The organism is Halarsenatibacter silvermanii (assembly GCF_900103135.1).
GTDB classification, from domain to species: Bacteria; Bacillota; Halanaerobiia; order Halanaerobiales; family Halarsenatibacteraceae; genus Halarsenatibacter; species Halarsenatibacter silvermanii.
In genome coordinates this window covers 1-16,410 of the sequence record NZ_FNGO01000020.1, presented here as the reverse complement: position 1 = coordinate 16,410, position 16,410 = coordinate 1, and the positions used below count along the sequence as shown (strand labels likewise).

General features: G+C 42.7%; 9 protein-coding genes. 4 read left to right on the top strand and 5 right to left on the bottom strand.

Going from position 1 to position 16,410, the window contains the following annotated elements; translation table 11 throughout:
• Window positions 1-118 precede the first annotated feature (118 nt).
• From BLT15_RS09975 to BLT15_RS09960, 4 genes are all read right to left on the bottom strand, one after another.
• Entirely contained in the window at window positions 119-2,626 is a 2,508-nt protein-coding gene (locus tag BLT15_RS09975; RefSeq protein ID WP_159429898.1) for a SpoIIE family protein phosphatase, read from the bottom strand.
• Between the two features lie 87 nt (window positions 2,627-2,713).
• Window positions 2,714-4,567 (bottom strand): FapA family protein, encoded by a 1,854-nt coding sequence (locus BLT15_RS09970; protein ID WP_089761251.1) that lies wholly within the window; start codon window positions 4,565-4,567, stop codon window positions 2,714-2,716.
• Between the two features lie 15 nt (window positions 4,568-4,582).
• The gene (locus BLT15_RS09965; protein WP_089761248.1) at window positions 4,583-6,049 is read right to left on the bottom strand and encodes an HD-GYP domain-containing protein; all 1,467 of its coding nucleotides are present in this window, start codon (window positions 6,047-6,049) and stop codon (window positions 4,583-4,585) included.
• Window positions 6,050-6,324: 275 nt separating this feature from the next.
• The gene (locus tag BLT15_RS09960) at window positions 6,325-8,979 is read right to left on the bottom strand and encodes a diguanylate cyclase (protein ID WP_089761246.1); all 2,655 of its coding nucleotides are present in this window, start codon (window positions 8,977-8,979) and stop codon (window positions 6,325-6,327) included.
• Window positions 8,980-9,570: 591 nt separating this feature from the next.
• On the opposite strand from BLT15_RS09960, the gene BLT15_RS09955 reads away from it, so the two are divergent.
• From BLT15_RS09955 to BLT15_RS09940, 4 genes are all read left to right on the top strand, one after another.
• Entirely contained in the window at window positions 9,571-11,361 is a 1,791-nt protein-coding gene (locus tag BLT15_RS09955; RefSeq protein ID WP_089761244.1) for an alpha-amylase family glycosyl hydrolase, read from the top strand.
• Window positions 11,362-11,422: 61 nt separating this feature from the next.
• Window positions 11,423-12,376: a tRNA modification radical SAM protein MnmL/YtqA gene (mnmL, locus tag BLT15_RS09950; RefSeq protein ID WP_089761242.1), complete on the top strand. Its 954-nt coding sequence runs from the start codon at window positions 11,423-11,425 to the stop codon at window positions 12,374-12,376.
• A 20-nt stretch (window positions 12,377-12,396) separates the two neighbouring features.
• On the top strand, window positions 12,397-14,283 hold the full coding sequence (mnmG, locus tag BLT15_RS09945; protein ID WP_089761240.1) for a tRNA uridine-5-carboxymethylaminomethyl(34) synthesis enzyme MnmG: 1,887 nt from the start codon (window positions 12,397-12,399) through the stop codon (window positions 14,281-14,283).
• 312 nt (window positions 14,284-14,595) lie between these two features.
• Window positions 14,596-15,354 (top strand): hypothetical protein, encoded by a 759-nt coding sequence (locus tag BLT15_RS09940; RefSeq protein ID WP_089761238.1) that lies wholly within the window; start codon window positions 14,596-14,598, stop codon window positions 15,352-15,354.
• Between the two features lie 642 nt (window positions 15,355-15,996).
• Here the strand turns inward: BLT15_RS09940 and BLT15_RS09930 are convergent.
• The coding region (locus BLT15_RS09930) for a transposase (RefSeq protein ID WP_200769746.1) at window positions 15,997-16,410 on the bottom strand (414 nt) is incomplete at its 5' end.

Genomic DNA, 16,410 nt, shown 5'->3' with positions numbered 1-16,410 from the left:
TATAATTTAGTTTGTTTATCTTAATAATTTGAGATATTAAATGATGTATTTGTTTGCCTTATTATATCTGATAATTTATCCGCTTACTTCAACATTGCTGCAAATTTTATCATTTTCTTTAAGCAAACTCACGCTGGATTAAAAGTGAGGTTAAATCATCCTGAAGGAGTTCATCACCTTTAAATTCAGCAAAATCTCCATAAATTTTATGCACCATTTCCTCTGGTTTTAAATCAGCATTCTCGATCAATATCTGCAGATGCCTCTCTTCACCATACATATTATTTCGGCTGTCTGCCTGTTCAAATAATCCATCTGTACTCATAACGAGAGTGTCCCCGGGCTTGAGATTATAACTGCAGTTTTTATAGATGAAATTTTCATTCACCACTGTTACAGGCATACCGCTGCAGGGGATAGAAGAAACACTGCCCTGTCTCTGGATTAGGAAAGGCGGAAACTGGATTCCAGCATTGCTGAGATTAACTTCAAAACTTTTTTTATCTATTGTTCCCATCAACAGACAGATGAAATAATCGGCGAGAAAGTTTTCCTCCTTGAACCGCTCATTTACGTGCTGGATAATGTGAGCGGGCGATAATTTTTTCTTTTTCTCTGTCTCCTGACTGTGAAAAAGATAGGAGTTGATCGCATCTTTTAGAAAAATATTCAGCATGGAGCTGCTCAAATCATGACCGCTCACATCCGATATATAAAAAAGAATTTCGTCTTCAAATTCGATCATATAATAAAAATCCCCGCCCAGCCTATCTGCCGGCTCATAATAGGTGCTGAAAGAAAGATTATTAACCTCCGGCAGGTGATCGGGCAAAAACTGTCTATGCATCATTCTCGCCTTTTCTATATTGGCATTTAAACTATCGTTCAGTTCTTCTATTTCCTCTTTTTGTTCCTGCAGCTTTCTTTCTCTTTTTTTGCGTTCGGTAATATCCCTTATATTGCCGTGCCAGATGATGCTGCCGTCAGGCCTTTTTTCCGGCTCGGCATAGCCATGCAGCCATCTTATGCCTTTTTCGGGCAGTTTAACTCTGTATTCTTCCTCCCATACAGTTAAATTTTCCGCTGACTTTTTGATGGAATCAGCTACCCGCTCATAATCCTCCGGATGAAGCCTATCAAATACTTTGCCGGCATCTTTTTTTACTTCTTCCGGAGTAACTTCATAAATCTCATAGATATCTTCGGTGGCATAGGGAAAACAGAAGGAACCATCAGGCAAAAGCTTAAGCTGATAGACTGAACCCGGAGTTGTATTGGCCAGGCTCTGCAGCAGGTTTTTATTATCTCTGAGCTGTCTCTCTTTTTCCTTTCTCTCTGTTATATCCAGGACAAAAGCCAGTTCATACTCTTTATCTTTATACTGCAAATAACGGTTTATCACTTCAGCCGGAAATTTTTCCCCATTTTTTCTTATCAGCTGTGTCTCCAATTTGTCATACTTTTTCTCCTTGATCTTCTGCCACTCCTGGTCATGATTTTCTGCCTGAAAGTTGGGGTCTATATCAGGAACTTCCATACCAACTAACTCATCTTTTGAATAACTCAAAATTTCACAGGCTCTATCATTTACATACTCAAATTTCCCTTCCGGAGTTATCCAAAAAACTCCCACCGGGGCCTTATCCACAGAAAACTGTGTGAGTTTAAGCTCTTCTTCACTGGCTCTGCGGGAAAATTCACTGCTCAAAGCTCTGGAAATATCCTGGATTAAATCCCTTTCTTCCGTAAGAAAAAGTGCCTGGCCATCTTGTCTTTCTCTATCCAGAGCAAAAACTTCTATAGACCCCTCTTTAACTCCCTCTACCATGATATCACTTTTCAAAATGCAGCTGGTTTCCTGGAAGTTTTCCGAAAGATATTCCTCACCTGCAAAGCTTATGCGGACACAGGTTTTTTCCGGATATTTAAAAAAATCAGATATTTTGCGGCTGAGCAGGGATAATATTTCATCTATGGTTTTGTCTCTGTTTTGGACGAGTTTGGAGGTAAAATATAAGCCCTTAAGTTCCTTGGTTCTTTTCCTGCGTTTTATCTTCTCCTTTACTCTCTCTGTTATATCCTCTATTGTCAGAAAAACAGCCGGCCTGTCTTCTTTCCCCTGTATGATTTCAGCCTTTAGCTGAACCCAGAATATTTCTCCCCCGGCCTTCTGCATCCTTAATTCACATTCCTGGGGACTGCCGGTGTCAAAAAGATCTTTGCGGAAATGATAGTAGGTATCCTGATCCTCAGGTAAGATATATTGAGAAATCTCTTTTTCCATCAATTCTTCCCGGGATTTTTCCAGATAGCTGGCAGCAGCCAGATTGACTTCTTTAATTTTGCCCTCTTTGGAAAGCCGGCAGTAGCCTACAGGAGCCAGGTCAAAAAGCTCGTAATAGCGTGAGCGGGCCTTTTCCAGTTTAGATTGCGCTTCGAGCAGTTCTTCCTTTTGCAGCTCAAGTTCTATTTGATGCACCTGTAGTTCGTGTAAAAACTGATGTATCTCCTCTTGAGACATCTCCTCTAAATCTTCTGGCTGCTCAATCTCCTTGCTGCTTAAAACTTTCTCAGCCTTCTCACGCAGTCCCTCAAAATCATCTTCACTCAATTCATTATCTTCCATTATAACCCTCCTCAAACCCTCTCGTTCTCTCATTCCAGGGGCCTGTACTTGCTGATAATTTTTGTTTGTTTAAAAAGCAAGTTTTCTTTACAAACTTTTCCAGGCTGAGATGAGTTCTTTATCGATCTTTTTTGCCACCATGTTTCGCCATTTACTGAAGCTTTTTTCCTGTAATTTACCTTCTTCATTCACCTGCAGATAAAGGGTTGTTTTTTGCGGAGCAATAGTTTTTTTATCATTCCAGGTTCCAACAATGATAGGTCCTTTAACCCTATTTACGATAATACCCTCTCCCACCCTAATTGTCGTTTGGGACATTGGTGTGCCCGCACAGCCAGAAACAAACCATCTCTGAGCATTAGCCTGACCGCTCTTGAAAAAAGCATTTTTCTGTCTAACTATAATATTTTTCCCCGCCTTTATAGTCGAGGTATAACTTCCTTCTCCCAATATAACAACATCTTCGGCTGCAGTTAAAGAAGAGTTTTGAGCCTGCCTTACCACTATATTCCCCTGGCCATTATTCTCAGCGGCGGCCCAGTTTTTCAAGTTATCCACAATATTTATAAATTGATCCCTGGTTTTATCCTTATCCAGTAACATATCACCGAAGACAAAATCATGCAGCCATTTTATTTCTTTGCCGGTAAGAGGCAGAGAAGCTGGAAGTTTTCTATCCTCTTTTTCATATTTTTTCCAGAGGGAATTTATTTGCTTTATAGATTTTCTGACTGACCTGTTTTCCAGAATTAATTTCCTTATTTCCAGATGAGCGCTTTCCTCTTTTTCAAGTTTTTTGACCAAATTATCAGCGTTGGTAAGGAAAAAAGAATACAGATCTTGAAGTGCATTTCCAATTTCAAGTTTTTCATGCTCACCTTTGAAATTAAGCAGGCCGGCATAAAGTTTTGCTCCTGCAATGCTGCCCCCGACAAAAATATCGCCGCCAGCCTTTATTTCGGCATTGTTGATTTGTTTTTTGACAGATATATTTTTTTCAGCAATGGCTCCAAAGTAATCCTGAATACTGCCCGTCACTTTAAGATCGCCGGCAAACTCAACATTGCCCTCGCTCTTATCTATATCACCGGCGATTAAATACCGGGAAACCACGCGAGCTTTTAAACCTTCTTTATCTTCTTTAAATTCCGGCCGTCCGGAGATAAGTGCTATAACTTTGTGACCATCATCACTGAGCTGAGCACCTTCTTCAGCTTCCAATTCTATATCTTCTCCGTCCTGAGCTGGAATCATTTTGCCGGTGACACTTTTGCCCGGCTTCCCCTCGGTCGGACCTTTCTTTTCTGCAATTATTTCACCGGGAAGAACAGAAAATATGATATTTTGATAATGATCAATCTTTTCCCGGGAATTTTTATTTTGTTTCTTAACTCGCTCGGGAACTATTCTATTTATGCTGGCCGACTCACCCGGGATCGGTTTTTTCCCTTCTGCTATCAGTTCTCCCTCACACCCGGAGTTTTTAGCAGCGATATCAGCAATCTTCTCTCGTTTAATTCCATAAAATATTCCGGCCTCCGCCAATTCCGATGTTATATCTTTTTTGGTAAGTTCGGGTACTTTTGAATTTACCTGCTTTCCCTCGATTTTTATACCCTCTCGAATTTCATTCAGGGAAATTTCGTATTTTATTGCCGGTTTCAGTTTGATATCGAGATAAGCTTTAATCTCGTCTTCACGAAGATTTATATCGATATGTTTACGAGGGGCTTCATGCAGGAGTTGATAATCAAGAACGCAATTAGAGGCTAATAACCGGCGGGAAGTAATTTTTTTCTCTTTCAGGTGTAATTCAATATTCTCACCCGGCATAATAACGGGGTAACGCTCCTGTTTTTCAGAAATTTTAACTTCAATTTTTTTATTTTCTTCATCAATCTCAAATAAATTTTCGAGAGGGTTTTCTCCCAGAACTGACATATATAAATCCCCCCTTTAGCTATCCATAATTTCCACAAACTTTTCCGCCAATTCCGGATCAAACTGCGTGCCGGCACACTCTTTAATTTCTTCTAAAGCTTCCTTTTTGCTTATTTTTTCCTGATAGGGTCTGCCGGTAGTCATAACATCATAGGCATCAACTATAGAAAATATCCGGGCTAAAAGAGGGATGTTTTCACCCACAAGCCCTTCCGGATAACCCTCGCCATCCCATCTCTCATGATGTGATTTTATTATGTCGGAAATAGAAGAAAATTCTTCTACAGAATTAACAAGAGCAGCGCCTTTAACAGGATGAACCTTTATTTTCTCAAATTCTCCTTCTTTTAACTTTTCAGGTTTTTTAATGATCTCCTCTTCAATAGTCATTTCTCCAATATCATGCAGCCCTCCCAGCCGGGCTAAATATTTCAGGCTATCATCATCCAAACCCAGCCTTTCCCCCAATTTTATTGCCAACCGGGTAACCCTTAAAGTGTGTGCTTCTGTTTCAAATGTTTTGGCATAAAGCCTATGTAAAAAAGCATTGATCATCTTTCTTTTGGCCATAAGTCCGTTTTCTCTCTTGTCCTCATACATTCTTTCATCGGCAAAATTAAGCGTATCTTCCATAGCCTGACCGGTGTTAGACTTAGTTGCCATCCCTATCCCCAAAGAGATTACAGGTTCTTCCCCTATTGCTTTATTACGATCTCCTTGATGGGTTTTTTGGCAGCTTTTTCTGATTCGTGCGGCTATTTCCTCAGCCTCCGCTTTGCCGGTCTGGGGAAGCAGTATTACAAATTCATCGCCGCCGATGCGGGCCAGAATATCTTCATCTCTGACATTATCTTCGAGAATTTCAGCTGCGTTTTCCAGCACTTCATCGCCTTTTTCATGACCGAAGGTATCATTTATAAGTTTTAGGCCATTGATATCCGCCATTATTATGCTGAAAGGAAGCTGTCTTTTTGTATCAAGTCTTTTCATCTCTTCTACAAAAAACGTACGGTTATATAAACCGGTAAGCTCATCATGGAATGTCTTATATTTTAACTGTCTTTCTTTTTCTTTTCTCTCCGTAATCTCTTCATGCATCACTACAGCTTTATCATCTGCAAATGTTTTCACTCTCATCTTAAACCAGCGTTTATTTTTCGGCGAATGGGCGGAATATTCCAGAGAAAATTCATCCACATCTCCCGCCAGCACAGCTTCTATGCCTGCGGCCGCCTTTTTTGCTTTTTTAGCTGCCTCTCCCTCTGCATTTCTGGCTATCTCCAGATAATTTGCCCCCAGACCATAATCATCCCGGGCAATATCATTGGCCCGCGCAAACTCTATCCAGGCTTTATTGATATATATAATTTTACCTTCTTTATCTAAAATTGCTGAATTTTCCTCCATGGTGTCAACAAAAGCCAAAAATTCTCTGCTTATTTCATAATCACCCTGGAGGAGCTTTTTGGCGCTTATATCCATATATAACACCTCAAATCCCCTATTTTTTTGTCTCAGATGGCCACATTCATTTATCGTTCCCGGCTATTATAAGCGATTACATTCTTAAAGCAGAAAAGCTCCCAGCTTGAATTGCTGGAAGCTTTTGGATTTTTATATTTATATCGAAAGGTCTGCTGTTTTGCCGTTAACCCGATGATTTAGTATGATAATTCTATATCTTAACTCAAGTATAACATATATTAAATCTTTCTGCAATTTTTAACCTGCAAAATATAATTTTTTAATTTATTTCTTTATTTTTCTTTCATCAGCTCCACAAATTTTTCCGCCAGTTCCGGATCAAACTGACCGCCGGCACAATCTTTTATCTCTCTTAGAGTTTCTTCTTTGCTCATAGAGGGGCTGTAAGATCTATTGCTGGTCATGACATCGTAGGCGTCTATTATGGAAATTATGCGGGCCAGATAAGGGATGCTTTCCCCTTTTAACCCCTGAGGATAACCTTCTCCATCCCAGCGTTCATGATGAGCCAGAATATCTTCGGCTACAGGGGCAAATTCTGCAGAGGCGGAAGCTATTTTGTAGCCTCTCTCGGGATGTTCTTTCATTATTTCCCATTCCTCATCGGTCAATTCTCCCGGTTTGGTCAATATCTCTTCGGAAATAGAAGTTTTACCTATATCATGCAAAGAAGCCAGCAGGGATAATCTGTTCAGTTCCGAATTGGTAATCCCCAGCTTTACCCCCAGTCTGGAGGCCAGATCGGTCATTCTTAATGCATGATCTCTGGTCTCATCACTTTTAGCCGCCAGAGCGTTCAATAAGACCTGTACCAGCTTATTTTTTCGGCTTTTTTTATCCGAGAGTTTGTTTCGGTTTAAAGCATCATCTGCCTTTTTCAAAATTTCGTATATCTCCCGTTCGACATTATTTTTAACAGCTATACCTGCTCCCAGCGAAACGGGAAGGTCTTCCTCTTCAGTTTTCTCACTGGATGTCCTTATGCGCTTTAGTACTTCTTCGGCTTTTTCCTTGCTGGTCTGCGGCAGCAAAATCACAAACTCATCACCGCCATATCTGGCCAGTATATCCTCCTTTCTTATATTATCTTTTAAAAGCTCGGCTGTTTTGACTATCAGCTCGTCACCTTTATCATGCCCCATGCTGTCATTGATTATTTTCAGGTCATTTATATCGAGCATGACAATGCTTAAAGGCAGCTGACGTTCTGTATTCAGCCTTTTCATCTCTGTTTGCAAAAATCTGCGGTTATAAAGGCCTGTCAGTTCATCGTGAAAGCTCATATATTCTAATTCTTTTTCATAACTGAATCTCTCCAGGGCAGCGGTAGTGTGAGAAATTAAAAGCTTGGCCAATTCCAGATCTTTTTTAGAGAAAGCTTTTTCCTCTTCTGCCAGAACCTGAAATACTCCATAGTTTCCGACGGGTATGCTGATTAATGATTTATAGGAATCTTTTACGGGACTGGCTTCTGGATTGCTGCTAATATTACCGCTGATAAAGCTTTCGCCGCTGCGATAGGTTTGTCCTGCTATCCCCTCGCTTACAGGCATCTTTTTCGTTTCTGCCCTGGAAGTGCAGGCTGTGGGTTTAAACATCCCTTCTTCCACCAGCAATATTTTACAGTTTTGAAAGTTCAATAAGTTTTCAGCAGCTTCTACAGTCATTTCCGATACTTCTTTTTCATCTTCCGCTTCTTTAAAGTTTACAGCAACATCATGCAGATTTTTGATCGCTTCTTCTCTTTTTTTGCGCTCGGTAACATCTCTTATATTGCCGTACCAGATAACGCTGCCGTCAGGTCTTTTTTCCGGCTCGGCATAGCCTTCAACCCATCTTATGCCTTTCTCGGGTAAATTGACCCTGTATTCATCTTCCCAGACAGTCAAATTTTCCGCTGATTTTTTGATGGAGTCAGCTACCCGTTCATAATCTTCCGAATGAAGCCTATCGAATACTTTACCGGCATCTTCTTTTATTTCTTCCGGTGTTACCTCATAAATTTCATAGATGCCCTCCGTGGCATAGGGAAAACGGGAAGATCCGTCGGGAAAAAGCTGATACTGATAAACTGTTCCCGGTGTCTTATTGGTCAGGCTCTGCAGCAGATTTTTATTATTTCTGAGCTTATTTTCTGTGATTCTACGGGAAAATTCACCGCTCAAAGTTCTGGAAATACCCTGAAGCAGCTCTTCTTCTCTGGCCAGAAAGAAATCTGCGCTGTAATCTTTTTTTTCCTCCGGACAAAAAACTTCTATCGTTCCTTTTTTCTCGTCTAAAACCACGATATCTCCCTTCAATATGCAGCCGGTTTCCCGGAAATTCTCCGAGAGATACTCCTCATCTGCATAGCGGATGCGGACCTGGATTTTTTCCGGATGCTGCCAGAAATCAGCTAATTTACGGCTGAGGCGGGATAATATCTCATCTATAGTTCTGTCTCTATTTTCTGCGAGTTTGAAAGTGTAATATAAGCCTTCCAATTCTTTGGTTCTTTCCCTGCGCTTAATCCTCTGCTTTACTCTTTTTGTTATATTTTCATGCATTACTATGGATTTATCGCCATATGCTTTTACCTTCATTCTAAACCAGCGTTTTTCCTCCGGAGAATGGCAGGGATATTCCAGAGTAAAGTTATCCATTTCTCCCGCCAGCACTGCTTTTATGCCTTCAACCGCTTTTTCTGCTCTGGCAGCATCCTCTCCCTCGGCATTTCTGGCTATCTCAAGATAATTTACTCCCAGACCATAATCCTCCCGGGCAATATCGTTGGCCAGGCCGAATTCTATCCAGGCCTGATTGATATATACAATTTTGCCTTCTTTATTTAAAATCGCCGTATTCTCTTCCATGGTGTCAACGAAGGCTAAAAATTCTTTGTTTAACATATGATTATTTTTTATGGGTTGTTCTAATTTTCTCTTCATGTAAATCACCCCGAAACTTCCAGTTTCATTTTATCCATTTTTATCCTTTTTCTGCTAATATATAAATTATTTTTCTTATTTGCCTCTTATTACCTTCATTATAACATACATATGTGTTATAACCTAATTTGATCGATCTCATCAAGTTTTGGCAGAATTTCTTCTGCCGGCGTCGAAAAAATAAAGCTTAAGATAAAGCTTTGAAGCAGGAGTATAATTGGGACATAACTTCTGAATTTATAAATTTATGCAGGAAAAAAACCGATTTCATCGAAATTAATTATTAATGAAATCTATCTGCGGCTGAATCTGGTCGGTCTCGACGGCGAAGATCTGACCGAAGCCATGGAAGAAGCTCCTCACGGCGATGAATTCATCCAAAAATTTCCCGTCGTGGGGGTATACAGAAAAGAAAAATGAGATCGCCTCCCAGCTGTTTTATTTCGGTAGCTGGGACTTTTTAATTCCTGCAAAAGTTTTGCTGCGATTCTTTATTGACCTCCGGTTCTGTCATCATCCCCCTCTATTCACCCGATCCGATCGGCGGCACCGGAGAAAAATAATTTAATTTTCCAGAATGGAGAGATAATAATGAGAGATACAGATTTTGATCTGCAAAAGATTGCTGAAAAACGCGATTATAAGCCCTCGCCCGAAGCCTGGGAAGAACAGATATTATATTTTCTGCTGGTTGACCGTTTTGCCGACGGCAGTGAAAGACCTTTATATGATCCGGAAAAGGATTACGAAAATATCCTGGGCGATGAAGAGTCCCGGCAGAGATGGGAAAATGCCGGAGATACCTGGAACGGAGGCAATCTGTCCGGTCTTATTGAGCGCCTGGATTATCTCAAGGATCTGGGCATTACCGCCATCTGGATAAGTCCGGTGTTAAAGCAGGCTCCTTTTGCCAGCACCTATCACGGCTACGGTATTCAAAACTTTTTGGCCGTCGATCCCCATTTTGGCAGCAGAGAGGATCTGCAGGAATTATGCCAGAAAGCTCATGACAGAGATATGTATGTCATCCTGGATGTAATAATCAACCACGCTGCTGATGTTTTCAGCTATGAGGTTGAAGATCCCGCCTACAGCGAAGAAAGATATCCGGTAAAAAGTTTTAAAAATGAAAAGGGAGAGCCGGATATCGATCCGGAAAATCCCGACCGCAGTGCGGCCTGGTCGGAGGGAGGAGTATGGCCCCGGGAAATTTTTGAGCTGGAGGCATTTTCCCGCAGGGGCTATATCACCGACTGGGAAAATTATCCCGAATATGTAGAAGGCGATTTCTATTCTTTGAAGAATATAAATACAGGGTCGGGCGAGCTGGCAGATTACAGAGCTTCTAAAGCTTTAGAAGTGCTGACCAAATGCTATAAATACTGGATTGCCTATGCCGATATTGACGGGTTTAGACTCGATACGGTCAAACATCTGCATCCCGGCGCTGCCAGATATTTTGTGACAGAGATCAGAGAATTCGCCCACACTCTGGGCAAGAAAAATTTCTATATAATTGGGGAGATAACCGGGGGGATGGAATTCGCCAGAGAAATTTGTGACAGCACCGGACTCAATGCCGCCCTGGGCATAAATAAAATACCCAAAAATTTGGAGGAAACGGCCAAGGGTTACTCCTGCCCCAAAAATTATTTCAGCATCTTTAAAAACAGTCAACTTCCCGGCGAAAGTGAATACAAATGGTATAAAAACAAGGTTATAACTATGTTTGACGATCACGATATGGTCTACCAGCAGGAGCACAAAGAGAGATTTTGCGCTGATAAAGAAACCACCCCTCTGCTCAAAAACGCTATCTTTTTGAATCTTTTTTCTCTGGGAATCCCCTGCATGTATTACGGCACAGAGCAGGCTTTTGACGGCAGCGGCGATGAAGACAAATATGTAAGAGAGTCGATGTTCGGAGGGGATTTTGGAGCATTTCGCTCACAGGGATGCAGCTTTTTTGATAGGGATAATCCCGTCTATCAGGAGATGAGCAAATTATCCCGGCTGAGGAAAGAACACGAGAGTTTGAAGGTGGGCAGACAATATTTGCGCAGATTTTGCTGCGATGGCGATGATGAAAAATTCCATCTGCCCGCCAAGCCGGAGGACGAAAAATACAGAGGCTTAATCGCCTGGTCCCGCATTTTTAGCCAGAAAGAATTTTTGCTGGCCATGAACAGCGATCTGGAGGAAGATATAAAGGCTAAGGTCATGATAGACAGCGATCTTTGCAGCCCCGGCGACAGCTTTCAATGCCTTTATTCCTCAAGGGAAGGGCAGATAGATGCCACAGCCGAAATTATAAAGATGGATGAAGAAAATTATTTCATCGAGATCGAGGTGCCGGCCGGAGGCAGAGTGATATTTGCCTGAATCCGCCTTCCAGGCCAGAACGAAAAACCGTTAAAAATATTGATGTTACGGGGGAGCCAGCATGGAAGTTTATTACAAATATTCAGAACATCTCAAACAAAAACACGGGGTCAAAACCTACAAGCTGCCGCTCAATCTGCCCCTCACCTGCCCCAACAGGGATGGGCTTTTGGGCGAGGAGGGCTGTTATTACTGCGGCGAAAAGGCAGCCGGCTTTGAAAGTAAGCCCGATGATTCCATACGCCAGCAGCTCACAGAGCTCAAAGATCATATCGGCCAGAGATACAACGCGGAAAAATTCATCGCCTATCTGCAAAATTTCACCACCACCTATCTTCCCCTGCCAAAACTAAAAGAATATCTGCAAAAAGCGCTGCAGGTAGAGGATATCGTGGAAATCACCCTCTCCACCAGACCTGATTGTTTGAATGAAAAGTATCTCGAAGGCATAAAAAAGGCGGTTCATTCCCGGGATGAGAGCATATCTTTGACCGTGGAGCTGGGACTGCAGACGGTCAATTATCACACTTTAAAGCGGGCCAATCGCGGCCACACGCTGGCTCAGTTTATCGATGCCGTAAAAATCGCTCAGGAATTTGATTTTGAGGTGGGGGCACATTTAATCCTAAACCTCCCCGGCGATAACAGGGAGGATGTCAGAGAAAACGCCCGCATTCTCTCGGCGCTGAAGCTGGATACGGTAAAGCTTCATGCTCTTTATCTGCGGGAGGGAACAGAATTCGGCGCTCAATATGAGGCGGGAAAGCTTGAAATTATCTCACTGGAGGAATATAAAGATCGGGTGATAGAATTTCTGCAGCTGCTCGATCCGGAGATTGCCGTGCAGAGGCTTTTGGGCAGAGCTCCCCGGGAGGGTTCTCTTTTTGTCAACTGGGGGCGGGATAATAGGCAGATACATCAGGAGATTGTGGCCGAAATGGAAAAAAGAAAAGTCCAGCAGGGGGAAAAGTTTGATTATCTCGGAGGCAGATGTCTGCAAAAATTTTCAAGCTGAATAAATGGAGGCGGCTTTAAATGTCTGAATACATAAAAGAACACGCTAAAAAATACGATATCATAGTGATAGGAGCCGGACATGCCGGCTGTGAGGCTGCGCTGGCCTCAGCCAGAATGGGCTTTAAAACTTTAGTGCTGACAGTCAACTTAGACCATGTGGCTTTCATGCCCTGCAACCCTTCGCTGGGCGGTCCGGGCAAGGCCCATATAGTGAGAGAGATCGATGCTCTGGGAGGAGAGATGGCTCTCAACATGGATCAAACCATGACCCAGATTCGCATGCTCAACACCAGCAAAGGTCCGGCGGTACAGGGATTGAGAGGCCAGGCCGATAAAGCTCGTTATCACAGCCGCATGAAGCAGGTGCTCGAGCGGCAGGAAAACCTGGATTTAAAGCAGGAGATCGTCGAGAATATAGAAGTTGATAGCCGGGGCCGGGCCAGCGGAGTGGTGGGCAGCACCGGCCTTTTTTATCGAGGAGAGAAGATAATATTGACCACCGGCACCTTTCTGAAAGCCCGCGTTATCATCGGCGAGGCCACCTACAATGCCGGTCCCAATCAGCAGTATCCCGCCAATGAGCTTTCACGTTCGCTGCAGGATTTAGGTTTTGAACTTCTGCGCTTCAAAACCGGCACCCCGCCCCGCATCAGCGGCAATTCCATCGATTTCAGCAGCCTCAAAAAACAGACCGGAGAAAAAGGCCTCTCTTTTTCTTTTCTGTCAGAACCTCTGTCGGGAAAACAGGATGACTGCTGGATAGTTCGCACCGACGAAAGAACGCATGAAATTATCAGAGAGAATAAGGATAGGACTCCTCTTTTCAGCGGGGAAATTGAGGGCACCGGGCCGCGTTATTGTCCCTCAATCGAGGATAAGGTGATGAAATTTCCCGACAAAAAGAGCCATCAGCTGTTTTTAGAACCGGAGGGGCGCAGCACTGATGAATACTATCTTTCCGGTTTTTCCACCAGCCTGCCGCTGGATGTGCAGATAAAGATGCTGCGAACTCTGCCGGGCATGAGCGAGGCTGAAATAGCCCGTCCGGCCTATGCTATAGAGTATGACTGTGTGGCCAGCGGTCAGTTTGACCTGAGTCTGGAAAGCCGGCAGGTGCCGGATCTTTTTACCGCCGGACAGATCAACGGCACCTCGGGCTATGAGGAGGCTGCAGGCCAGGGAATTATAGCCGGCATCAATGCCGGGCAGAAGCTGAGGGGCAAAGAGCCGATGATTTTAAAACGCTCTCAGACCTATATCGGAGTCTTGATCGACGATCTCGTCACCGATGAGCCCAAAGAGCCCTATCGGATGATGACCTCGCGCGCGGAATATCGTCTGCTTTTGCGGCAGGATAATGCCGATCAGCGGCTTACACCTTCCGGGAGGGAGATCGGGCTGGTCTCCGATAAACGCTGGCAGTATTTTCAGGAGAAGCAGGAAAAGCTGCAGCAGGGCAGAGATTATCTTCAAAAAGAAAGAGTCACCCCCACAGCAGAGGTGCGCGAATTTCTGCAGGAGCGAGAAAGCGGAGGGTTAAGCCAGCCCGCCAGTCTGGAAAAAATCCTGCGCCGGCCGGAGATATCCTGGCAGGATCTCGCCGCCCTGGCAGATGACTTACCCTCTTTGCCTCAACCTGTGCAAAAACAGCTGGAAATTGAAGCTAAATATAAGGGGTATATAGATCGGCAAAAACAGCAGATCAAAGAGTTTGAAAGGCAGGAGAATATCAGGCTGCCGGAGGATCTCGAATATAAAAATTTTGATAATCTGCGCCGCGAAGCCCGGGAAAAACTCAACAGGATAAAACCTCGCTCTCTGGGCCAGGCCTCCCGCATAGCCGGAGTTTCCCCGGCCGATATTCAGGCTTTGTTGGTTTATCTCAAAAAAGAAGGGGATTTATGACCTATCATTCCTTCCAGCTTTTTTCTATTTGAGCTCGACATTTAAACCACCAGTTGAAAAATTTTAGACTAGCGCTTTCCCTGACAGGGATAAGAGAGTAAGCGGAGGGGGTCGGTAGGTTCAAAGTTAAACCTACCGACCCCCTCCGCTTGTCTCCCTTTAAAAACAGGCTTACTGGTTGGCCGAGGTATGCTGGTCCCTAAATTAAATTTCTGATATAATATTGTTGCTGGACGTAATTTTGGCATGCTGGCTAAAAATTTATCAAATATTTAAGAGAGCCATAAAACGCTAAAAGGAGATGGTTATTTAATGGCCATTGATGTAAAACCGCTGATTGAAACTTACCGGGCATACCTGGGAAAAATAAATCGGGCAAATTTTTCTATGGACAAGCTTATGGATTTTTTAAAGGAAAAAGATTTTTTCAATATGCCGGCCTCGATCAAGTATCATTCCAGTTTTCAGGGCGGGTTGGCCTATCATTCTCTTTTGGTTCTTAACGAGTACACAAAATTAATAGCTGATTTGCAGATGGATATACCGAAAGATTCAGCTATCATAACCTCTCTTCTGCACGATGTCTGTAAGATAGATACGTATGAAAGAAAGGATGATGAAGAGCCGACCGAAAAGCAGCTCGAATATTTAAAATCGCTGCTGGAAAATCATAATAAGGAGCTTGAAGAAAATCCCGTCAACTTCTCCCGGCGATACGTTTCTTCTCTCATAGACTGGCTTAAAAACAAGCCTGAGGAAAAACGTCCCGAGCAGGATCACGGGTGGGGTTATAAAGAGAGTCCGCGGTATCCCTTCAAGCACGGTGATAAGTCCGTATATTTAGCGGAAAAATTTATTGATTTAAAGGATCGTGAAATGCTGGCCATCCGTTTTCACATGGGAGCCTGGGAAGATAGCCTTACAGAAGATCGAGAACTCCTCAAGCAGTACAATAATGCCAAGGATAAATATCCGGATGTGAAGCTTATAGCTATAGCTGATGAACTGGCAACTTACCGCGAGGATTGGAATAAAAATACTCATCTTAATAACATCGACTGCCATATTTGATATTCCGCAATCTTTCAACTAAATATCACAGCCCACCAAAAACCGCAGGTTAATAGCCTGCGGTTTAATTATTTCTTATGGGTATTTTTTATAAGAAGACTTCAACCCGCATTTCCTGGCACATCAGCATTCTTTAGATTCTTTAGTCTGATAAATTCTATAATTTAACGGTAAGATGAAGAATGTAGAAATTTGATTTGCCCCTACTTTTTAGACACCGCCGAAATGCTGGTGTTTTTTTATTGGTGTCTCCCTCTGAATGGCGTGTAATTCGAAGCAGGGCTTAAAAGGCACTGATCTGTTTGATTTCTCAGAAACAGTGCACGCAGAACTACATAGCCTTCTTGCAGTTTCAAATCTTTAATTTTGATGTTTCTTACTGTCCTGGCTCTGTTACCTGTGGCCAAAATGTTTTTGGTAAACTAAAAGTACAGAGAATGGAAACTAAAATTACAGAGGTGTACCTGAAAAAGGAGGGACAACTCCAGGCATCCTAGAATTAAACCTCCTGAATACTCCAAATTCGGGAGGTAATAGAAAGGATGCTAGGAGACTGTTGAAAAACCTCGTTCTTTGAAAATAAAATATGCGATAATTTCTCGCAAAAATGTTTGGGAGAAAAAAATAAAACACCAGCAGCATCTATACTGTCGATTTAGTGGCCTTTTTCTCATTACTTCCGCTTCCAAGTACCTTTTTTACCTTCTTGAGACATACTCCTGGCGCACTGCTTAACAGTTTAGGCAGTCTTTTTATGTTTACTGCTAAAGCTTTACACATCATCTGGAACTCTATTTTGCGTTTGCCAAAAAATCGAGCCTGCCTCATGCCGTGTCTAAAGAATAACTCAGCTATCTTTCTTTCAACGATATAGCGCTTATGATAAGTTTCTTCAAAATCTTCCTCTTCTTTCTGACGTCTTAATGCTTTTAAGGCTTCTGCTTCATTGTAACGAAGAGTAATAGTACGACCTTTTTTAGCAGTAGTGCAATTTTCTCTTTCATCGCAATCATCACAGCTTTCAAAATGAAAAACTTTGATCTTTCTGCCTTTGTT

Bases quoted from the DNA above. Each gene is read 5' to 3' on its own strand.
- BLT15_RS09960 (WP_089761246.1), bottom strand. From the start codon at position 8,979: ATGAAGAGAAAATTAGAACAACCCATAAAAAATAATCATATGTTAAAC.
- BLT15_RS09955 (WP_089761244.1), top strand. From the start codon at position 9,571: ATGAGAGATACAGATTTTGATCTGCAAAAGATTGCTGAAAAACGCGAT.
- BLT15_RS09975 (WP_159429898.1), bottom strand. From the start codon at position 2,626: ATGGAAGATAATGAATTGAGTGAAGATGATTTTGAGGGACTGCGTGAG.
- BLT15_RS09970 (WP_089761251.1), bottom strand. From the start codon at position 4,567: ATGTCAGTTCTGGGAGAAAACCCTCTCGAAAATTTATTTGAGATTGAT.
- mnmG (WP_089761240.1), top strand. From the start codon at position 12,397: ATGTCTGAATACATAAAAGAACACGCTAAAAAATACGATATCATAGTG.
- BLT15_RS09940 (WP_089761238.1), top strand. From the start codon at position 14,596: ATGGCCATTGATGTAAAACCGCTGATTGAAACTTACCGGGCATACCTG.
- mnmL (WP_089761242.1), top strand. From the start codon at position 11,423: ATGGAAGTTTATTACAAATATTCAGAACATCTCAAACAAAAACACGGG.
- BLT15_RS09965 (WP_089761248.1), bottom strand. From the start codon at position 6,049: ATGGATATAAGCGCCAAAAAGCTCCTCCAGGGTGATTATGAAATAAGC.